This window comes from Comamonas sp. HJ-2, from assembly GCF_053615495.1.
Window position 1 is genome coordinate 14550 of record NZ_JBSIFD010000021.1, and the last position, 20376, is coordinate 34925.

Below are 20376 nucleotides of genomic sequence, written 5' to 3' on the forward strand. Positions count from 1 at the left end.
GCGGGTCCCGTCACCCAAAATACAGAGTAACAGGTAGCTTGCACAGGCTGCCGCGGAGCAATTGAGAGAATGGCTGAATCTTTTTCCTACGAACAACTGATCGCGTCCGGCGAAGGCAAGCTGTTTGGTGCCGATAGCGGACGTCTGCCCCTGCCTCCCATGCTGATGTTCGATCGCATCACACATATCTCCGAGGACGGCGGTGCCCACGGTCTGGGCAAGATTGTTGCGGAACTGGACGTCAAGCCCGACCTGTGGTTCTTTGATTGCCACTTCCAGGGCGATCCCGTCATGCCCGGTTGCCTGGGCCTGGACGCCATGTGGCAGCTGATCGGCTTTTACCTGACCTGGCTGCGTTTGCCGGGTCGCGGTCGTGCCCTGGGTGCAGGCGAAGTCAAGTTTACAGGTGAAGTAGGTCCCGATGTCAAACTCGTGACATATGAAATTGATATCAAGCGAGTAATCAAGCGCAAGCTGAACATGGCCATCGGCGACGCACGCCTGCTGGCCGACGGCAAGGAAATTTACGTGGCCAATGACCTGCGCGTGGGTCTGTTCCTGCGTGAAGGTGATGCCAAGGGAACGGCAGCATGAGCAAGAAGCGGGTAGTGATCACCGGCGCGGGCATTGTCTCGTGCATCGGCAATGACCTGGCAACCGTGGAGGCCTCGCTGCGCGAGGGCAAGAGCGGCATCAAGGCCATGCCCCAGTTCACAGAGCTGGGCATGCGCTCGCAGGTGGCAGGCATTCCCGAGATCGATATTGAAGCGCGCATTGACCGCAAGCAGTTGCGCTTCATGGGCGATGCTGCGGCTTATTCGCAGATCGCCCTCGAAGACGCGATCAAGCAAGCGGGCCTCACGCCCGAGCAGGTGAGCAGCCCGCGCACCGGTCTGATCATGGGCTCGGGCGGCGGATCGCCCGCCAACCAGATCGAGGCAGCCGATACGCTGCGTGAAAAAGGCATCCGCCGCGTCGGCCCTTACCAGGTCACACGCTGCATGAGCTCCACGGTGTCGGCCTGCCTGGCAACCAACTTCAAGGTCAAGGGCATCAACTACTCCATCACCTCGGCCTGCTCCACCTCGGCCCACTGCATCGGTGCTGCGGCCCAGCAGATCGCCTGGGGCATGCAGGATGTGATGTTTGCCGGCGGCGGCGAAGAGCTGTCCTGGGGCATGTCGCTGCTGTTCGACGGCATGGGAGCCATGTCCAGCAAGTACAACGAGACGCCAGAGAAGGCTTCGCGTGCCTACGATGCCAACCGTGACGGCTTCGTGATCGCTGGCGGCGGCGGTGCCGTGGTGCTGGAAAGCCTGGACCATGCGCTGGCACGCGGTGCCAACATCCTGGCCGAAGTGGTGGGCTTTGGCGCAACCAGCGACGGTGAGGATATGGTCGCTCCTTCGGGCGACGGCGCCATCGCCTGCATGAAGCAGGCCATGGAAACCGTGGATGCGCCCATCGACTACATCAACACCCACGGCACATCGACCCCTGTGGGCGATATGCAGGAAGTGCGAGCCATGCGCGAGCTGTTCGGTGACCAGGTGCCTCCGTTCTCGTCCACCAAGTCGCTGACCGGCCACTCGCTGGGCGCGACCGGTGTGCAGGAGGCTATTTACTGCCTGATCATGCTGAACAATGGCTTCATCGCAGGGTCCGTGAACGTGGAGACGCCCGATCCGCTGCTGGGCGATATGCCTCTGGTCACCCAGACCCGCGATGCCGAACTCAAGACCGTGCTGTCCAACAGCTTTGGCTTTGGCGGCACCAATGCCTCCCTGGTGCTCAAGCGCTGGGAAGGGCAGTAAGCGCCGGAGTCTTGGATCGCGAGCCCGCTTGGCCTTGAGGTAAGCGGGCTTTTTTCTGTCGTCGACTACTGTCTCCCCCATGAAGATCGCAATTCTTGACCGTGATGGCACCCTGAACCAATGGGGAGCTCAAGGTTTCATTGGCCGGCCCGATGAGTGGGTTGCAGTCCCCAGTGCGCTGGAGGCGGTTTCGCGCCTGAACCGTGCTGGCTGGCATGTGGTGGTCGCCACCAATCAACCTGGGCTGGGTCGCGGGCTGTTCGATGTGATCGAGCTCAACGCCGTGCACGCCAAGATGCACCGGGAGATGGCAGCCGTCGGCGCGCGGGTGGAGGCCGTGTTTTTTTGTCCGCACGCTCCCGATGAAGACTGCCAGTGCCGTAAACCCGGCGTAGCGCTGTTCGAGCAGATTGCCGATCGCTACGGCGCGGAAGGCCATGAAATCTGGGCCATTGGGAGCGGCGTCGAGCATTTGCAGGCGGGCAAGGCTCTGGGCGCCCATCTGGTATTCGTGGAGTCCACCGCCAGGCCCGAGTGCAGCAGCGATGCCGACCTGCCTGAAGGTAGCGAGCGCTATCCGGATCTGGAGGCCGTGGTGAATATGCTGTTGCCGTTGGGAGGCGATGAGGATGCTCAACCCCTGGATTCGGCGCCTGCCCCGCATTGAGCTCGGGTTTCAGGTCAAAATAGACTCAACTGCTTGAAAGAGCAGCGCAAGCTGCTATGTTTCTTGTTGATAACCGTGCCAAATCAATGGGCCAGACTTCAGGTCTGTGCTCACGTCATTCGATTGCTGTCATGTCCCTGATTCGCTCCGTCCTCCACATGTTGTGGATGGCCATTACCGTCATTCCCTACACTTTCGCGGTGCTGCTGGCCAAGTGGACCAGCGGTTCGTCGGCCAAGGCATACAGCGCTGCCCGCGCCTGGCTCAAGCTCTCGGTGGACAGCGCCCGCGTGATCATGGGAGTCAGGTATCAGGTGCAGGGCATGGAGAACCTGCCTGCGGACCCGAATCAAGGGGTGGTGCTGCTGGTCAAGCACCAGTCCACTTACGAGACCTTTCTCATGCCTGCCATCATGCCGCGCCCGCTGGCCTATGTGTTCAAGAAGGAGCTGCTGAAGGTGCCATTCTTCGGTTGGTCCATCGGTGCGCTGGACATGATCCACATCGACCGAGCCCAGCGCTCGCGCGCTTTTCACAAGGTGGTGGAGCAAGGCAAGCGCCTGCTCGACCAGGGCATCTGGGTCATCATGTTTCCCGAAGGTACACGTGTGAATCGTGGAGAGGTGGGCGAGTACAAGACCGGCGCCACCCGTCTGGCCATCATGACGGGTGCTCCCGTGGTACCCATCGCTGTTACCTCGGCCAAGTGCTGGCCGCGCAAGGCCTTCATCAAAAAGCCCGGCGTGGTGGATGTTTCCATAGGCAAGCCCATTTCTTCGGTGGGCCGCAAGCATGACGAGCTGATGGTCGAGGTCGAGGCTTGGATCGAGTCCGAAATGCAGCGCCTGGACCCCGAGGCCTACCGCAAGTAAGGCAAAACTGCCATGTCCACAGGCGATAGCTTGCAGCAAGCTTGGCAATGGCTGGTGCCGCCTGTGGTGGGGGATGGGCGGGGCGGGTTGATGCCGCGCAAGCGCCGGCGCAGCGGCCCTGAAGCCGTTGAACAGCGTTTGGATCAATCCGAGCTGGAATTTGAGAATTATCAACCTGTAGCGCCCGTCAATATTTCGGTGGACGCTATTGATTCGGATGAGGATGAGCTGCCTGCAGAGCCCGCATTTCTGGTACATCCGGAAGCCAGCCACAGCGCCCGCTTGCAAGGGCGTGAGGTGGCTTATCTGCTGCGCCGTTCGGCGCGCCGCAGCATAGGCTTCAGCGTAGGGCTGCAAGGGCTTGAAGTCACCGCTCCGCAATGGGTGGCCATGCGCGAGATCGAATCAGCGCTGCAGACCAAGGCCGGCTGGATTGTGCGCAAGCTGCAGGAAGCCGGACAGCGACAGCAGATCAAGCAGGAAGCGCGCATTCTCTGGCAGGATGGAGGCGTGCTGGACTATCTGGGCCAGCCCATGAGTTTGCGGCTGACCGGGGATGCGCTGCAACTGCTGCGTACGCGCCAGACGCATAGAGAGCAGGGGATCGATGGCTCGCAAAGCCTGCATCTGCCCTTGCCGACAGGGGCACCGCCTGCCCAGGTGCGCGCGGCCGTTCAGGCCTGGATACTGCGGGAGGCGCGCAGCTATTTCACGGCCCGCATGCTGCACTATGCCGCACTCATGGGCGTGCGCTGGAATGCGCTGCGCCTGACAAGTGCCAGCACGCGCTGGGGCAGTGCCAACAGCAGCGGGATCATTCGTCTGAACTGGCGGTTGATGCAGCACAGCCCGCAAATCATCGACTATGTGGTGGTGCATGAGCTCGCCCATCTGCATCATATGGATCACAGCCCGCAGTTCTGGGCTGTGGTGGCTCAGGTGCTGCCCGACTGGAAGCACTTGCGCAGAGCATTGAGAGACAGGCCTCTGCCCGTTTGGGAATAGCGGCAATGACCGATACTAGGAATGAAATGAGCAATACAACCCAAATCCAACTCGCTGCCGGCTATGCCGGCGATGTGCCGGCGGAGCTGGCCTGGCAATGGCTGCAGGCTGGTGAAGCGGTTCTGGTCGATGTGCGCACCGATGCCGAGCGCGAGTGGGTGGGCAAGGTGCCAGGCGCTGTTGCCGTGGCCTGGAAGCAGTGGCCCGGCATGGCAGCCAACCAGAACTTTGACGCCGAGCTGCGAGCAGCGGTACCCGAGGGCAAGAAAGTGGTGCTGCTATGCCGCAGCGGTGTGCGCTCTGTTGCGGCTGCCCAGCGTGCTGCGGGCCTGGGAATCGAGGCCTACAACATTCTTGAAGGTTTCGAAGGCGACGTTGACGCCAACGGCCAACGAGGCCAGTTGGGTGGCTGGCGCAAGCGCGGCCTGCCCTGGCATCAGTAATGCGCAGGGCTTGGCCTGCAGCTTCTAGACCGAGCGATAGCCGTTGGGGTTCTGGCTTTGCCAGCGCCATGTGTCGGCGCACATGGTGTCCAGATCATGCTCGGCTTGCCAGCCAAGGGTTTTCAGGGCGTGGTCGGGGTTGGCGTAGCAACTGGCCACATCCCCGGGGCGGCGGTCTGTAATCGTATAGGGAAGGGTCTTGCCGCAGGCTTTTTCGAAGGCATGCAGCACTTCGAGCACGCTGTAGCCATTGCCCGTGCCCAGGTTGATGGTCAGCAACTCGGGCTTGGCCAGGCCGGCCAGCTTCTCTAGTGCCTTGACATGACCTCGGGCCAGGTCGACGACATGGATGTAGTCACGCACGCCGGTGCCGTCCACGGTGTCGTAGTCGCCGCCAAAGATCTGCAGCTTTTCACGACGGCCCACGGCGACCTGTGCCACAAAAGGCAGCAGGTTGTTGGGAATGTCCGAAGGGTCTTCACCAATCAGGCCGCTGGCATGGGCACCAATGGGATTGAAGTAGCGCAGCACGGCCAGCGACCATTGGGAGTCGGAGTGGTAGAGGTCCGACAGAATCTCTTCCACCATCAGTTTGCTGCGGCCGTAGGGATTGGTGACCAAAGTAGGGTGTACCTCATTGAGAGGCAAATATTGTGGCGAGCCATAGACTGTTGCCGAAGAGCTGAACACCAGACTGCGCACATTGTGCTTTTTCATGGCGCGCAGCAGCACTAGGGTGCCGTTGACGTTGTTGTCGTAGTAGTCCACAGGCTGGGCAACGGACTCGCCCACTGCTTTTTTGCCGGCAAAGTGCACGACACTGTCAATGCCATGCTCCTGCAAGGCCTGCTCAAGCGCAGCTTGATCGCGGACATCGCCATTGATCACGGCAATAGTGCATCCAGTGATTTGCTCCACGCGGCGGATTGCTTCAGGATGGCTGTTGCTGAAGTTGTCGAAAATCACGACTTCATGACCGTGGCTGATCAGTTCGATGGCTGTGTGGCTGCCGATATAGCCGGCACCGCCTGTGAGCAGAGTTTTCATAAGCTGCAGTCTAACTTTGTCACGAATGAAAAAAAAGCGCTCTTCCGAGCGCTTTTTTGCCAACCATATATGCAGGGCCGTATTTACAGCGCCGGGATGCGCAACTTCTGGCCGGGATAGATCCTGTCCGGGTTGCTGAGCATGGGCTTGTTGGCTTCAAAAATCACGTTGTACTTGTTGGCATCACCATAGTACTTCTTGGAGATGGCCGACAGGGTGTCACCGCGTACCACATCGTGGTATTGGGCTTCTGGCTCGGGGTTGGTGACCGTCATCAGGTTGTCCACGGACTGGACATTGGCCACATTGCCGCAGCACAGCGTCACTTTTTCCTTGACAGCCTGAGTGGGAGCCGTGCCATTGACTGTTACCTTGCCTTGAGAAGCATCGAATTGAACCTGCAGATCGGATACGCCCAGATTCTGGGTGTTGATATAGCTGGCGATCGCCTGAGCCGCCTTGGCATTCAAGTCTTCGGCCGGTGCGGCAGCATGTGCGTCGCTGCCGCCAAACAGTTTTTCTCCGGCTTCCTTGATGAAACTGAACAGACCCATGGTTTCGACTCCTCAAAAGTAGTGGAAGAAAGCGGTTCACTTTAACGGGAAATCGAAATGATTTCTTGCAGGACCTGGACTGAGCGCTTTCTTTGACAATTTCCCGCGCACTTGTAATGAATGTGACAAGCGGCTGTCTGTCACAGAGAAAAGTGCTGATAATCCGCCGCATGACATTTTTGGCCATAGACATTGGCAACACCCGTTTGAAGTGGGCCATGTATGAAGATCATCGCCCTGGTGCTGCCTTGCTGGCCCATGGTGCGGAGTTTCTGGAGCATATAGAGCGCCTGGCAGAAGGTGCCTGGGCCGGGCTCCCAGCTCCCGAGCGCATGCTGGGCTGCGTGGTTGCCGGTGAGACGGCAAGGCGCAGGGTGCACGAGCAGATAGAACTCATGCTGGGCTGGAATCTCGAGCCTCAATGGGTAGTCCCTTCTATCGCAGAAGCAGGGGTGACCAATGGCTATGACCATCCTTCCAGGCTGGGAGCGGACCGATGGGTGGCCATGATTGGTGCACGTCACCACATGTTGCAATTGGGAGAGGCCCGGCCCTTGATCACGGTTATGGTGGGCACCGCTGTGACGGTTGATGCCATGGATGCGCAAGGCCGCTTTCTGGGCGGCCTGATCATTCCCGGGCATGGCATCATGCTCAGGGCCCTGGAAGGCGGTACTGCGGGCCTACATGTGCCGACCGGTGAAGTCCGATGCTTTCCCAAGAACACCAGCGATGCACTGACCAGCGGCGGTACCTATGCCATCGCAGGTGCGGTGGAGCGCATGTACCAGCATCTGGCAGAACACTGCGGTGCAGAGCCGATGTGCATCATGGCGGGCGGTGCCGGCTGGAAAATGTCTCCCAGCATGACCAGGCCTTTTGAGCTGATCAACAACCTGATTTTTGATGGCCTGCTGGTGATGGCTGAAAAGCGCTGGGGCTGAGTGCCTGTTTTTGAAATGATTCGATTTTTGATTTGAGGCTGTTTCCATGATTTTCGTAACCGGCGGTGCAGGCTTTATCGGCGCCAACTTTGTTCTCGATTGGCTGGCACATGTGAACGAGCCTGTGGTCAATATCGACAAGCTGACCTATGCGGGCAATCTGGAGAATCTGGCCAGCTTGAAGGGCGATGCCCGCCATGTGTTTGTGCAGGCCGATATCGGCGACAGTGCACAACTGGCGCAATTGCTGGCGCAGTATCAGCCTCGCGCCGTGGTGAACTTTGCGGCCGAGTCGCATGTGGACCGCTCCATTCATGGTCCCGAGGATTTCATCCAGACCAATGTGGTGGGCACTTTCCGCCTGCTGGAGGCGGTGCGCGCCTATTGGAATGGTCTGGTAGGCGAGGCCAAGTCAGCCTTTCGCTTTTTGCATGTCTCCACCGACGAGGTCTATGGGACGCTTGCGCCGACCGATCCTGCATTTACCGAAGAGCACAATTACGAGCCCAACAGCCCGTACTCGGCCAGCAAGGCGGCTTCGGACCACCTGGTACGGGCCTGGCATCACACCTACGGCCTGCCGGTGCTGACGACCAACTGCAGCAACAACTACGGCCCGCTGCATTTCCCCGAAAAGCTGATCCCGCTGGTCATTGTCAATGCGCTGGCTGGCAAGCCGCTGCCCATCTACGGCGACGGCATGCAGGTGCGTGACTGGCTGTATGTGCGCGACCATTGCAGCGCCATCCGCCGCGTGCTGGAGGCCGGCCAACTGGGCGAGACCTATAACGTGGGCGGCTGGAACGAGAAGGCCAATATCGACATCGTCAAGACCGTGTGCAGCTTGCTCGACGAGCTGCGCCCGCGCGCCGATGGCAAGGCCTATGCCGAGCAGATCACCTATGTGACCGACCGTCCCGGCCATGATCGCCGCTATGCGATCGATGCGCGCAAGCTGGAACGCGAGCTGGGCTGGAAGCCTGCCGAGACCTTCGAGACCGGCATTCGCAAGACCGTGCAGTGGTATCTGGCCAACCCCGAGTGGGTGGCCAACGTGCAGTCGGGCGCCTACCGTGACTGGGTGCAAAAGCAGTACACCGGCGAGGCTTTGGCATGAAGCTGCTGCTGCTGGGCAAGAACGGTCAGGTCGGCTGGGAGTTGCTGCGCAGTCTCGCGCCTTTGGGCGAGGTGATTGCGCTGGATCGCCAGAGCGTGAATGTGGATGGGAATGGCCTGTGCGGTGATGTCGGCGATCTGCAGACACTGGCGCAGACCATTCGCAGCGTGCGCCCGGATGTGATCGTCAATGCCGCAGCGCATACGGCAGTGGACAAGGCCGAGAGCGAGCCGGATCTGGCCTTGCGCCTGAACGCCGAAGCCCCTGAAGTCATGGCGCTGGAAGCCAAAAGCCTGGGCGCCCTGCTGGTGCACTACAGCACCGACTATGTCTTCGACGGCTCCGGCAGTGCGGCACGCAAGGAGGGTGATGCAACCGGGCCGCTATCGGTCTACGGTCGCACCAAGCTGGAGGGCGAGCAGCGGATTGCGGCCACGCATTGCCGTCATCTGATTTTTCGCACCAGCTGGGTCTATGCAGCGCGTGGCGGCAACTTTGCCAAGACCATGTTGCGTCTGGCGCAGGAGCGTGAAGCGCTCAGCGTGATCAACGATCAATGGGGGGCGCCGACCGGCGCCGATCTGATCGCCGATGTCACGGCCCATGCCGTGCGCCATGTGAGCGCTCATGACGGCGATGGCGGTCTCTACCATCTGGTTGCGGCAGGAGAAACCAACTGGCATGTCTATGCCAGCCATGTGATCGAGCGCGCCCAAAGCCTGCGACCGGATCTGGACTGGAAGGTGCAAAGCATTGCTGCCGTGCCGACCACGGCCTTCCCGACTCCGGCCGCGCGGCCCTTGAACTCGCGCCTGGATACGCAAAAGCTGCAAGCGGCCATGCAACTGCATCTGCCCGCATGGCAGCAAGGCGTGGAGCGCATGCTGCGCGAAATTCTGTAATTTTCAAATAACTCGCTTTAGGCGCTTATCTGCAAGGCGTTGGAAGCCATCCATTGATTCATCATGACGACACAGCGCAAAGGCATCATTCTGGCTGGCGGCTCCGGCACCCGCCTGCACCCCGCCACCCTGGCCATCAGCAAACAGCTGCTGCCCATCTACGACAAGCCCATGATCTACTACCCGTTGAGCACGCTGATGCTGGCGGGCATCCGGGACATTCTGATCATCAGCACCCCGCAGGACACGCCCCGCTTCCAGCAACTGCTGGGCGATGGCAGCCAGTGGGGCCTGAACCTCCAATATGAGGTGCAACCCAGCCCGGATGGCCTGGCCCAGGCCTTCCTGATTGGCGAGAAATTCCTCAATGGAGCGCCTAGTGCGCTGGTGTTGGGAGACAATATTTTTTACGGTCATGATTTCCAGCGCCTATTGAAGGATGCGGATGCCAAGGAGCACGGGGCGACGGTATTTGCGTATCACGTGCAAGATCCGGAGCGTTATGGCGTTGCTGAATTCGATGCCCAAGGACAGGTTCTCTCTTTAGAGGAAAAACCTGCCGTTGCGAAGTCCAACTATGCCGTCACGGGGCTGTACTTTTACGACGCCCGTGTGGTGGAGCTTGCCAAGTCTGTGAAGCCGTCGCCAAGAGGTGAGCTGGAGATCACTGATCTGAACAAGATTTATCTTGCGGATGGGGCCTTGAATGTGCAATTGATGCGCCGTGGCTATGCCTGGTTGGATACTGGAACCCATGATAGTTTGCTTGAGGCAGGCCAGTTCATTGCAACCTTGGAGCAAAGGCAGGGCCTGAAGGTCTCTTGTCCTGAGGAGATTGCTTTCCGTTCTGGCTGGATTGATGCTAGACAAATGGAGAAACTGGCTCAACCACTGTTGAAGAATGGATATGGGAAATATCTGATGCAATGTTTGAATAGTGTCCTATGAAAATAACTGAACTGGAGCTTTCTGGACTACTATTGATTGAGCCACGCTTGTCATTTGATGATCGCGGATTTTTTTTTGAAAGCTTCAGTAAGCGGGATTTCGAGGCAGTAACGGGGTCCCGGGTTGATTTTGTACAGGACAACCACAGCAAGAGCCATAAAGGAGTACTGAGGGGGCTGCATTATCAAATACCTTCATACGCTCAAGGAAAGCTGGTGCGGGTGGTCCGAGGCGCAGTTTGGGATGTAGCTGTAGATATCCGGAAGAGCTCAAAGACTTTTGGCCAATGGACTGCTCAGTTGTTGACAGAAGAGAATCATTTCCAGATGTGGATTCCTCCTGGATTTGCGCATGGATTTGTGACTCTTAGCGACTCTGCAGAATATCTGTACAAGACAACGGGCTACTATGACCGCAGTTCAGAGCGTGGGATAAGTTGGAATGACCCCGACATAGCTATTGCGTGGCCACAGCTCGATATCGACTTTTCCTTGTCCGAAAAAGATCAGCATCAGCCTGCATTCAAGCAGGCCGAACTGTTCGATTAAGTCTGGTCTGATTCGGCCATCTGCAGAAACGGCTGAATCAGCTGCGCATCGCGCCGCTCGCGCAGACAGTACAGGTATTCGGGAAGACTGGGAACCTCGCCTTGCAGGTCGAGAACGACGAGTTCAGGGTGGGCCGATGCTTCGTGCCGCGCAAAAATGCTGATGCCCATCTGGCGGATCACGGCTTCGCGTATGGACTCGCGGCTGGCAATTTCCAGGATCCGCTGCGGGCTGACCTGGGCCGCTTCCAGCATCTGCTCGGTCAGCTGCCGGGTCATGGAGCCGCGCTCGCGCAGGATCAGCGTGTTTTCTGCCAGATCCTTGATGGCTACGGACTTCTGCCCGGCCAGTGCATGTTGCCGGTGCACGACCAGGGCCAACGGGTCGCGCCCCAGCTCCAGGCGCAGCAGGCGCGGGTCGGTGTCCAGATGCGAAGAGGTTGCCAGATCCACCTGGTACTCGGCCAGCGCCTGAATCATCTGGCGCGAATTGCCGTTGACGATGCTCACCTCCACCAGCGCATATTGCTGCTGATAGCGCTTGACGATGTCCAGAACATAGTAGGGGGCGGTTGCACCTATGCGTAGCTGGCCCTGGTTGACATGGCCCGACTGGCGCAGCGCCGATTCGATCTGGGCCGACTGCAGCAGCAGCTTCTCTATTTCCGGCAGCAGCTTCAGGCCCGCATCGGTGATGGCCAGTCTTCCGCTCTGGCGCGTGAACAGCTCGACCTCATATTGCTCCTCCAAGGCCTTGATCTGCGCCGTGACCGTGGGCTGGCTCAGCCCCAGCTGGCGCGCTGCCTGGGTGATGCTGCCGAGGCGGGCAACCCAGAAAAAGGATTTGAGCTGTGTGGCAAACATGACAAGGTCTTCAAGAACGCGGTACCCGGATTTCAACATGAACGCAGCAGCCGGTAATGCGGATGAGCAGCTTTGATTTCAATAGCTTCTTGCGCATATACGCAATGCCTTTTAGGTGGTTTTATAAAGAAATATGAGACAGATAAGGCGTAAGTTGCTTTTGAATCAATAGCAGCGCGATGACTACAAAGTTTGCTGATGACGCCTTTGCCAGATTTCAGTTCTGTGACACAGGCGTTTCACAGTGAATTTCTACAGTTCCCTCATGTCGCAAACGGCCGCGTTGGTCGGGCGGCAACGATCAATCCAAGGGACTGTCATCCATGCGCCACGCTTTTGCACCCGCCACTCGCCGCTTCACCTTGATCGCCTTTTCCACGGTTGCCACGGCCTTGCTGGGCCTGGCATCCGCGGCCCACGCCAGGACCGATCTGCTGGTGTATTCGGCCCTGGAGGCCGATCAGATCAAGGCCTACAAAGCGGCTTTTGAAAAAGCCCATCCCGACATCGAGCTGAAGTTCGTGCGCGACAGCACGGGCATCATCACCGCCCGTCTGCTGGCCGAAAAGGCCAATCCCCAGGCCGATGTGATCTGGGGCGTGGCCGCCACTTCGCTGATGCTGCTGGACAAGCAAGGCATGCTGCAGCCCTATGCGCCCAGAAACCTGGCCAAGGTGCGCTCCACCATGCGCGATCCGGCAGCCACGCCGACCTGGGTGGGCATGGATCTGTGGTCGTCCGCCGTCTGCTTCAACACCGTGGAAGGCGGAAAGCGCAAGCTGCCCACGCCTGCCAGCTGGGCCGACCTGACCAGGCCCGAATTCAAGGGCTCGATCACCATGCCCCACCCGGCGTCCAGCGGCACGGGCTATCTGATGGTGGCCGCCTGGCTGCAGATGATGGGCGAGGACAAGGGCTGGGCCTATATGGATGCGCTGCACCAGAACATCGGCATCTACACGCACAGCGGCTCCAAGCCCTGCCGCCAGGCCGGCGCGGGCGAGTTCCCCGTGGGCCTGAGCTTTGAATACCGGGCCAACAAGACCAAGAAGGATGGTGCGCCCATCGACATCGTCTTCCCCAGGGAAGGCCTGGGCTGGGATGTGGAAGCCACGGCCATTCTGAAGACCAGCAAAAAGCAGGACGCGGCCAAGGCCCTGGCCGACTGGGCGGTGACGCCTGACGCCAACAAGCTCTACGCCGCCAACTTTGCCGTGCTGGCCCTTCCCGAGGCCCAGGAAAAGCACGAGTTCATTCCGGCCGATCTGGAAAAGCGCCTGGCCAGAAACGATTTCAACTGGGCTGCGGCCAATCGCGATCGCATTCTTTCCGAATGGAGCCGCCGCTACGAAGCCAAGGCGGAAAAAAAGTAATCACCCCCTGAGCGGCTTTGTCTGGGCGGCGCCGCCGCTTCCCCCTCTCTGGCGCTGCGCGCCGGAGGGGGGCACTGCCCTCGCTGCGGGGCGGCCCTTGTTCGGCAGTTCTGAGCTGGGTCAGCGCCAGTTCTACGCAGCAGGTCCTTGGAATTTTTTTGCACGTTGAAAGTGATTGCAGATGCTGCGCATAGAACATATCGCCAAGCAGTACAAAGACACCCCGGTGCTGCGCGACATTGGCCTGTTGGTGGAGGGCGGCGAGTTCGTCAGCCTGCTGGGCCCTTCGGGCTGCGGCAAGACCACGCTGCTGCGCATTCTGTGCGGCATCGAGCAGGCCGACGCGGGCCGCACTCTGTTTCAGGGCGAGGACATCACGCGCTGGCCCGCCGCGCGCCGAGGCTTTGGCGTGGTGTTCCAGAGCTACGCACTGTTTCCTAACCTGACGGCGGCCCAGAATGTGGCGTTTGGTCTCAGGGGCCAGCCTGCGGCGCAAGTGCAGGCCCGGGTGCAGGAGATGCTGGCTCTGGTAGGTCTGGGTGCGCAGGCGCATCGCTATCCGGCGCAATTGTCGGGTGGCCAGCAGCAGCGCATTGCGCTGGCCCGCGCACTGGCGCCACGCCCGCGTCTGCTGTTGCTGGACGAGCCGCTGTCCGCGCTCGATGCCCAGGTGCGCACCGAGCTGCGCAGCGAAATCCGCCAGTTGCAGCGCCAGTTGGGCATTGCCTGCGTGATGGTCACGCACGACCAGGAAGAAGCGCTCTCCATGGCCGACCGCGTGGTGCTGATGCACCAGGGCCGTATCGAGCAGCAGGGCTCGCCCGAGCAGCTTTACGCCAAGCCGGTCAGCCACTTTGCGGCCGGTTTTGTGGGCCGCATGAATTTGCTGCCCGCCGTGGCCGAGTCGGGCGACGCGGTGCGCGTGGGCGAGGGACGGCTTGAATGCAGCACTGCCGGCTTTGAGGACGGTGATGCCTTGCTGGTAGGTGTGAGGCCCGAAAGCGTGGTGCTGCACCCGGCCCAGCCCGCAGCACTGCCCAATCTGTTTCGCGCGCGGGTGGTCGAGACCTCGTTCCTGGGCTCGCTGGTCCTGGTGCGCGTGTTCAGCCCCACGCTGCAATGCCAGATCGATGTGCAATGGCCGCTGCGCCATGACGCGCGTCTGCCCGACTGGCTGCAGGGCGAGGTGTTGCTGGAGTTGCCGGCTGCCGCGCTGCAGTCGCTGGCAGCGCCAGAGATTTTGCGAAAGGCGGCATAAGCATGGATGCCTCTTCTTCCGCGCTGCCCGTGGGGAGCTATGCGCCCGCAGCGGAATCACGTCGGCAGCAAGGCACCGGCCCTGCGGCGCCGCGGCAAACGCGTTTTTTCGATTGGGAAAAGCTGTGGCTGGGCCTGTCGGTGCTGGGCCTGCTGGGCGCGCTGCTGGTGGCCATTGCACTGCCCGTGGGGGCGCTGCTGGGCCACAGCTTTGTGTCGGCCGATGGCAAGTTCTCGGGCCTGGCCCAGTACCTCGCCTATGCACGCACGCCGGGCGTAGGCCAGTCGCTGTTCAACAGCCTGTGGCTGTCTGCCTTCAGCAGCACCTTGTGTGTGGCCCTGGCCTATGGCTATGCTTATGGCGTGATGCGCAGCTGCATGCCGCTGGCCAGGTTCTTTCGCGCCATCGCCCTGGTGCCTCTGCTGGCGCCGTCGCTGCTCATGGCCATCAGCCTGATCTATCTGTTTGGCGCCCAGGGTCTGCTCAAGAGCTGGCTGCTGGGCGGCACGGCCTACGGCCCGTTTGGCATCATTCTCGGCTCGGTGCTGTGGACGTTTCCGCATGCGCTGATGATTCTGTGCACCACGCTGGCCTCGGGCGATGCGCGCCTGTATGAGGCCGCCGCCACGCTGGGCGCGGGGCGCTGGCGCAGCTTCTGCCAGGTCACGCTGCCAGCCAGCCGCTATGGGCTGATGATTGCCTGGATTGTGGTGTTCGTCCTGGTGGTCACCGACTTTGGCGTGCCCAAGGTGATTGGCAGCAACACGCAGATGCTGGCCACCGATATCTACAAGCAGGTGATTGGCCAGCAGAACCTGTCCATGGGTGCCGTGGTGGCCATGCTGCTGCTGGTGCCTGCGGGCCTGGCCTTTGCGGCCGAGCGCCATTTGCGTGCCCGGCAGGCCGCTGCCATGAGCGTGCGGGCCGTGCCTCTGGTGCCGCAGCCCTGTGCGCCGCTCGACCGTGCGCTGCTGGTGTATTGCAGCCTGATGGCTTTGGCGCTGCTGGCGGTGATGGGCGTGGCCGTGCTGGCATCCCTGGTCAGCTTCTGGCCCTATAACCTGACGCTGACCTTCAGGAACTACCAGTTCGACCTGATGGATGGTGGCGGCTGGGCCAGTTACGCCAACTCGCTGACCATGGCCGTGGCCACGGCGGCGACAGGCGCGCTGCTGAGCTTTCTGAGCGCGTATCTGGTGGCCAAGCCCACGGGTTGGGGCCGCGCGCGCCAGTGGCTGCACGCGGTGGCCACGCTGCCCATGGCGGTGCCCGGGCTGGCGCTGGGTCTGGGCTATATCCTGTTCTTCAATGCGGGCGGCAATCCGCTGCACTTTCTGTACGGGTCCATGGGCATTCTGGTGCTGTGCACGGTCGCGCATTTTTTCTCGGTGGCGCACATCACCCAGCTCACCGCCTTGCAGCAACTGGATGCCGAATACGAACGCGTGGCCGATTCCATGGGCCTGCCGTTCTGGACGCTGCTGTGGCGCGTGCACCTGCCCGTGTGCCTGCCTGCGGTGATGCAGGTGGCGGGCTACTTCTTCGTGAATGCCATGACTACGGTGTCGGCCGTGGTCTTCTTGTACTCGCCCGAAACCACATTGGCCTCGGTGGCCGTGCTGGCCATGGATGACGCGGGCGATATCGCTCCCGCCGCCGCCATGGCCACGCTGATCTTCGCGACTGCGGCCGCCGGTCGCCTGCTGATTGCGCTGCTGGATGCCTGGCTGCAGCGGCGTACCCAGCACTGGCGCCAGCGCTGAGGACTTTCTCCACATCACTTGATTCTCCGAACGTCTCTTGCTGCATCGCCTTGGCGCTGCGGCAGGGACTTGGCTTGTCTGCTTTTTCTGTAACGCTATGAAAAATTACGATCTGATCGTCGTCGGCGCCGGCATTGTCGGCCTGGCCCATGCCTATACCGCTGCCACGCGCGGCCGCTCTGTGCTGGTGATAGAGCGCGACGGCGCCTGCCTGGGGGCATCGATTCGCAACTTCGGCTTTGTCACCATCACCGGCCAGCGCGCCGGTGCCCATTGGCAGCGCGCCATGCGCTCACGCGATGTCTGGGCAGAGATTGCCCCCAAGGCCGGTATAGATGTCCTGCATGCCGGCCTGTGGCTGACGGCTCGCCGTCCTGCTGCCGCTGCAGTGCTTGAAGCCTTTATGCACACCGAAATGGGCGCAGGTTGTGAACTGCTGACGCCAGCCCAGGCCGCGGCGCGCCACCCGGCGCTGCGCACCGACGGGCTGCAGTCCGTGCTCTACAGTCCGCATGAGCTGCGCGTGGAGTCGCGCACCGCCATCCCGCAACTGGCCCTGTGGTTGCAGCAGGATCTGGGAGTGGATTTTCGCTTTGGCGAAAGCGTGACGGAGGTGGCAACGCCGCGCGTGACCACCTCGCGTGGCCGCTATCACGCCGAACGTGTGGTGGTCTGCAACAACGCCGATCCAGGTGGGCTGTTTGCAGGCGAATGGACTGACAACAAAGTGCAGCTGTGCCAGTTGCAGATGCTGCGCGTCAAGCCGCAAGCGGGCTTCAAGCTCGAAGGATCGGTCATGGGGGATCTGAGCCTGGTGCGCTACGAGGGCTATAGCGCGCTGCCCGAAGCCGCAGCATTGCGCGCCGAGCTGGAGCGCGAGGAGGCCGACAGCCTGAAGCACGGCATCCACCTGATCGCCGTGCAAAGCGCCGATGGTTCGCTGGTGGTCGGCGATTCGCACCACTACGGCAGCGCGCCCCAGCCTTTTGCCAGCGAAGCTGTCGACCAGCTCATGCTGCGGCATATGCACGAGGCGCTGCATATCGACAAGGCCCAGGTTGTGGAGCGCTGGACGGGCATCTACCCCTCCAGTGCCGAAGCCCCTTGTTTTGTCAAAGCGCCCGATGCCGCGACACGTGTGGTGGCAGTGACCAGCGGCTCGGGCGCGAGCACGGCGTTTGGTCTGGCCGAAGAAGTGTGGAAGGCCTGGTAGCTGCTACGGATTGAATAGCTGCTGGCGCTTGTAGGTTCTTGAATTTCAAGAAAATGAATTCAGAATCTTTATCTATCAAGTGTAAGTAGCTATCAAAGAATGAGCATCACTGCTGCACGAACAGCGGCGCAATCAGCATGACGAGCAGGATGGCGGCCAGTACGGCAAATAGGATCTTGACCCAGCTGTAAGGCCGCTCGCCCGCAATCTGACCGGTATAGCCATTGGCCACGATCTGGTAGGTCTTGCTGCCATAGGTGTAGCCGACCAGCCAGACCGGCACCAGCGTGTGCTTGAAGCTGCGGCCCGAGTATTGGCGCTGGACCTGCAGATTGCGCTGAGTGTCTCCAGGAACCTCGCGCGAGCACATGCTGCGCAGCTGGCTGTCCATGTCTTCTTCGTTGATTCTGGCGGCATTGGATAGGTCCACCTGGTAGCGCTCCACTGTCCAGCCTCGCACGAACTCCGGGCTGTAGGGCTTGAGGTCGGTAGTGGTCGGGAAGGGCTCCACCTGGCGCAGCAGATGGGCGTGCACGCCCACGGTGCCCGGCACCAGCTCATCGTCGAAGAAATGCTGCAAGCTGCCCGATGCCGGCTCCCAGCGCACATGCTGGACCTGGCGGGTCTGCAGATTGCCGTTGCCGTCGCGATAGGACTCGGTGGTGTAGTAGTAATAGCCGGCCTCTGCCCACCACTGCGCGCTGGCATGGGCGTCAAAGGTCCAGTAAGGCAGATAGACGCCGTGCAGGGTGTCCGTCAGCGCGGCGCTCTTGAGCTTGCTGGGCGCAAACCAGCGGCTGCCATACCACTGGCGGATCTTGTCGCGAATCTGTCCGTCGCTGATCTTGAACGGCAGAATGCTCTGCGGCGTGATGGCGTCGCTGCGCTCCTCATGGGCGACGATGGCCGGCGAGCCGCAGAAGTCGCAGCGCTGGGCCACGTTCTTGCCGAGAAACACCGAGATGGCGCGGCAGTTCTGGCACTGCACCTCATAGCGCTCGTCCGATCCCCAGCCGCGACCGCTGGCCGGGTTGCGCAAGGCATCGGCCAGATCCTGCTCCACGACGGCGCGTCCCAGCTCGGGCTGCGTCTGCTCGCTCCAGGGAACGACGGTGCCGCAGTATGGACATCTGAGCGACTGGGCCTTGGCATTCCACTCCAGATTGCCGCCGCATTCGGGGCAGACATGCTTGCCCACCATGGAAGGGGGCGCCGTCTCGGAGACAGGGGTGAATGAAGAACCGGAAGAGCGAGAAGAAGCAGGTGTGGCCACGGCAAAAACGGGTTCAGGCGGCAACAGCGGCGGGATGGGTTTCGTAGAAGGTCACGCAGTTGCCATCCTCGTCGAGAAGACTGAATTCCTGGGTGCCCCAGGGCTGCTGGCGCAGACCGCCATTGGGGTGAACCGCATTCTCGGCCAGGCATTGCGCATGAAGGGCGGCAATTCCCGCCACCTGGATGCGGCAGCTGGTCTGCCTGGGAATCTCCGGGTCCTGGCAGGCCCAGAAATGCAGCTCCAGGCCGCCCAGCGAGACGATGGCGTACTCGCCGGGCTGGGCGTAAATGGTTCTGGCGCCCAGCACGCGGGCGTAGAAAGCCACGGTGCGCGCCATGTCCAGCGATGCCAGCACCGGAGTGGTGCTGATGAAAACCGGTTTGTGTTCATTCATGACGTGCACCCCGATGCCATGGATTGCGGATCAGCCGCGCAGGAACTCGTCCAGCGCAGCCTGGGCGATGCGCCACTGGCTGCCGATCTGGCGGGCCTTGAGGTTGCCGGCCTGGATTTCGGCCATCACATCGGCCTCGGCCACGCCCAGCACCTGGGCCGCCTGGGCGGGAGTCAGCACCTGCAGGCCGGCGGCGGCCGGGGCGGCAGGCGTCTGGGCGGCAGGCGTCTGGGCGGCTTGGGCTGCGGCCGGCGAGAAGGGGTCTGCCACAGCTGCGGCCGGGGCGCCTGCAGCGCCACCGCCTTGCATGCCCTTCATCATTTCCTGAGCCATGCCGAAGCCCATGGCCATGGTGGCCGGAATGGTGGCCGCCGCAGCGCCTTCGCCGCCATTGGCCATGGCCTGGCCCATCTGGTACTTCACATAGTCGTTGAGGTTGCCGATGGCGCCCATGCTGGAGCGCTTGTCGATGGCCTGCTCCACTTCGGGCGGCACGGAAACGTTCTCCAGCAGGAAGCTGGTGATTTCCAGGCCGTATTTCTCGCTGACGGCCGGGTTGATGAGCTGCAGCAGCGCGTCGCCCAGCTCGCTGTAGCGCTGGGCCACATCGAGTGCCGGCACCTGAGCCTTGGCCAGTGCCTCGGAGAAGATGCTGACGATGCGCGAGCGCATGGTGTCGGCAAACTCGTCGATGCGGAAGTTCTGGTCCGTGCCCGCCACTTCCTTGAGGAACAGGGCGGCGTTGGTGATGCGGAAGTCATAGGTACCGAAGGCGCGCAGACGGATCACGCCAAAGTCCTTGTCGCGCATCATGATGGGGTTGGAGGTGCCCCATTTGTTGCCGGTGAACAAGCGCGTGTTGATGTAGTAGACATCGCACTTGAAGGGCGAGTTGAAGCCGTACTTCCAGCCGCGCAGCGTGGACAGAACCGGGATGTTCTGCGTGGTCAGCAGGTGGCGGCCCGGGTTGAACAGGTCTGCGAACTGGCCTTCGGAGACGAACTGCACCTGCTGCGACTCACGCACGATGAGTTGGGCGCCGTTCTTGATTTCCTTGTCTTCATCGGGCCAGCGATACGACAGCGTGTCGCGCGAATCATCGGTCCATTCGATGATTTCGATCAGTTGCTTGGTGATGATTTTCATGAAATCCATGACGTGCTCCGAATGAGGATGACGGGAAAGGAATCATTCTAGGAGGCAAACCGCAGCAGCCGGTTCCGGGATGCATGGCAGTTGCGCGGAAATTGTTAAAAAGTGAGCGCACTGCGCTCGTTATCCAATGGTTTCATGGTCTATTGATGCTGAAACTGTCTATTCATGGGTGGTAAGTGCTAGCGTTTTGCTTTTCACATTTTGAAATCACTGGCTGGGC

General features: G+C 61.0%; 21 protein-coding genes. 15 read left to right on the plus strand and 6 right to left on the minus strand.

Features of this window, described 5'->3' with window-relative positions; translation table 11 throughout:
- Positions 1 to 69: 69 nt before the first annotated feature.
- The 6 genes from fabA to ACWGXF_RS17270 all read left to right on the plus strand — a co-directional run bounded on the left by fabA (position 70) and on the right by ACWGXF_RS17270 (position 4801).
- Positions 70 to 594, plus strand: coding sequence for a bifunctional 3-hydroxydecanoyl-ACP dehydratase/trans-2-decenoyl-ACP isomerase (fabA, locus tag ACWGXF_RS17245; protein WP_003068017.1), 525 nt, complete (start codon positions 70 to 72; stop codon positions 592 to 594).
- Complete coding sequence (fabB, locus tag ACWGXF_RS17250; protein WP_256628655.1) at positions 591 to 1814, plus strand: beta-ketoacyl-ACP synthase I; 1224 nt, start codon at positions 591 to 593, stop codon at positions 1812 to 1814. The genes fabA and fabB overlap by 4 nt, the downstream gene beginning before the upstream one ends.
- Positions 1815 to 1893: 79 nt before the next feature.
- Complete coding sequence (locus tag ACWGXF_RS17255) at positions 1894 to 2481, plus strand: D-glycero-alpha-D-manno-heptose-1,7-bisphosphate 7-phosphatase (protein ID WP_003068019.1); 588 nt, start codon at positions 1894 to 1896, stop codon at positions 2479 to 2481.
- Between the two features lie 131 nt (positions 2482 to 2612).
- Positions 2613 to 3353, plus strand: coding sequence for a lysophospholipid acyltransferase family protein (locus tag ACWGXF_RS17260; protein ID WP_003068020.1), 741 nt, complete (start codon positions 2613 to 2615; stop codon positions 3351 to 3353).
- Between the two features lie 12 nt (positions 3354 to 3365).
- Positions 3366 to 4358, plus strand: a complete 993-nt coding sequence (locus ACWGXF_RS17265) for a M48 family metallopeptidase (protein WP_256628652.1) — start codon at positions 3366 to 3368, stop codon at positions 4356 to 4358.
- A gap of 26 nt (positions 4359 to 4384) precedes the next feature.
- Positions 4385 to 4801 (plus strand): rhodanese-like domain-containing protein, encoded by a 417-nt coding sequence (locus ACWGXF_RS17270; protein WP_256628650.1) that lies wholly within the window; start codon positions 4385 to 4387, stop codon positions 4799 to 4801.
- A 24-nt stretch (positions 4802 to 4825) separates the two neighbouring features.
- On the opposite strand, the gene galE is transcribed toward ACWGXF_RS17270, so the two are convergent.
- Together galE and lysM are read right to left on the minus strand one after the other, a co-directional pair.
- Complete coding sequence (galE, locus tag ACWGXF_RS17275; RefSeq protein ID WP_256628648.1) at positions 4826 to 5848, minus strand: UDP-glucose 4-epimerase GalE; 1023 nt, start codon at positions 5846 to 5848, stop codon at positions 4826 to 4828.
- Positions 5849 to 5931: 83 nt separating this feature from the next.
- Positions 5932 to 6402, minus strand: a complete 471-nt coding sequence (lysM, locus tag ACWGXF_RS17280; protein WP_114863300.1) for a peptidoglycan-binding protein LysM — start codon at positions 6400 to 6402, stop codon at positions 5932 to 5934.
- Between the two features lie 170 nt (positions 6403 to 6572).
- Between lysM and ACWGXF_RS17285 the strand changes: the two genes are divergently transcribed.
- The 5 genes from ACWGXF_RS17285 (at position 6573) to rfbC (ending at position 10861) form a co-directional block, all read left to right on the plus strand.
- Positions 6573 to 7346, plus strand: a complete 774-nt coding sequence (locus ACWGXF_RS17285) for a type III pantothenate kinase (RefSeq protein ID WP_012839921.1) — start codon at positions 6573 to 6575, stop codon at positions 7344 to 7346.
- 46 nt (positions 7347 to 7392) lie between these two features.
- The gene (gene rfbB / locus ACWGXF_RS17290; protein ID WP_256628644.1) at positions 7393 to 8463 is read left to right on the plus strand and encodes a dTDP-glucose 4,6-dehydratase; all 1071 of its coding nucleotides are present in this window, start codon (positions 7393 to 7395) and stop codon (positions 8461 to 8463) included.
- Entirely contained in the window at positions 8460 to 9365 is a 906-nt protein-coding gene (gene rfbD, locus ACWGXF_RS17295; protein ID WP_256628642.1) for a dTDP-4-dehydrorhamnose reductase, read from the plus strand. The genes rfbB and rfbD overlap by 4 nt, the downstream gene beginning before the upstream one ends.
- 63 nt (positions 9366 to 9428) lie before the next feature.
- On the plus strand, positions 9429 to 10313 hold the full coding sequence (gene rfbA / locus ACWGXF_RS17300) for a glucose-1-phosphate thymidylyltransferase RfbA (protein WP_256628640.1): 885 nt from the start codon (positions 9429 to 9431) through the stop codon (positions 10311 to 10313).
- The gene (gene rfbC / locus ACWGXF_RS17305) at positions 10310 to 10861 is read left to right on the plus strand and encodes a dTDP-4-dehydrorhamnose 3,5-epimerase (protein WP_256628638.1); all 552 of its coding nucleotides are present in this window, start codon (positions 10310 to 10312) and stop codon (positions 10859 to 10861) included. Before rfbA ends, rfbC begins: the two co-directional genes overlap by 4 nt.
- Here the strand turns inward: rfbC and ACWGXF_RS17310 are convergent.
- Positions 10858 to 11724 (minus strand): LysR substrate-binding domain-containing protein, encoded by an 867-nt coding sequence (locus tag ACWGXF_RS17310; protein ID WP_256628636.1) that lies wholly within the window; start codon positions 11722 to 11724, stop codon positions 10858 to 10860. The two genes, rfbC and ACWGXF_RS17310, sit on opposite strands and share 4 nt — an antisense overlap.
- A gap of 323 nt (positions 11725 to 12047) precedes the next feature.
- Between ACWGXF_RS17310 and ACWGXF_RS17315 the strand changes: the two genes are divergently transcribed.
- From ACWGXF_RS17315 to ACWGXF_RS17330, 4 genes are all read left to right on the plus strand, one after another.
- Complete coding sequence (locus ACWGXF_RS17315) at positions 12048 to 13097, plus strand: putative 2-aminoethylphosphonate ABC transporter substrate-binding protein (RefSeq protein WP_256628634.1); 1050 nt, start codon at positions 12048 to 12050, stop codon at positions 13095 to 13097.
- A gap of 181 nt (positions 13098 to 13278) precedes the next feature.
- Entirely contained in the window at positions 13279 to 14355 is a 1077-nt protein-coding gene (locus ACWGXF_RS17320; RefSeq protein ID WP_452102200.1) for an ABC transporter ATP-binding protein, read from the plus strand.
- Positions 14356 to 14357: 2 nt separating this feature from the next.
- Positions 14358 to 16118: a putative 2-aminoethylphosphonate ABC transporter permease subunit gene (locus ACWGXF_RS17325; protein WP_452102201.1), complete on the plus strand. Its 1761-nt coding sequence runs from the start codon at positions 14358 to 14360 to the stop codon at positions 16116 to 16118.
- A 97-nt stretch (positions 16119 to 16215) separates the two neighbouring features.
- Positions 16216 to 17331, plus strand: a complete 1116-nt coding sequence (locus ACWGXF_RS17330; RefSeq protein ID WP_256628631.1) for a TIGR03364 family FAD-dependent oxidoreductase — start codon at positions 16216 to 16218, stop codon at positions 17329 to 17331.
- 106 nt (positions 17332 to 17437) lie between these two features.
- On the opposite strand, the gene ACWGXF_RS17335 is transcribed toward ACWGXF_RS17330, so the two are convergent.
- The 3 genes from ACWGXF_RS17335 to ACWGXF_RS17345 all read right to left on the minus strand — a co-directional run bounded on the left by ACWGXF_RS17335 (position 17438) and on the right by ACWGXF_RS17345 (position 20156).
- Entirely contained in the window at positions 17438 to 18532 is a 1095-nt protein-coding gene (locus tag ACWGXF_RS17335) for a TFIIB-type zinc ribbon-containing protein (protein WP_256628629.1), read from the minus strand.
- A gap of 85 nt (positions 18533 to 18617) precedes the next feature.
- Positions 18618 to 19001 carry a bleomycin resistance protein gene (locus tag ACWGXF_RS17340; RefSeq protein WP_256628628.1) on the minus strand — a complete coding sequence of 128 codons (384 nt, stop codon included), beginning with the start codon at positions 18999 to 19001 and terminating at the stop codon, positions 18618 to 18620.
- A 30-nt stretch (positions 19002 to 19031) separates the two neighbouring features.
- The gene (locus ACWGXF_RS17345; protein WP_256628627.1) at positions 19032 to 20156 is read right to left on the minus strand and encodes an SPFH and helix-turn-helix domain-containing protein; all 1125 of its coding nucleotides are present in this window, start codon (positions 20154 to 20156) and stop codon (positions 19032 to 19034) included.
- Positions 20157 to 20376: the final 220 nt, after the last annotated feature.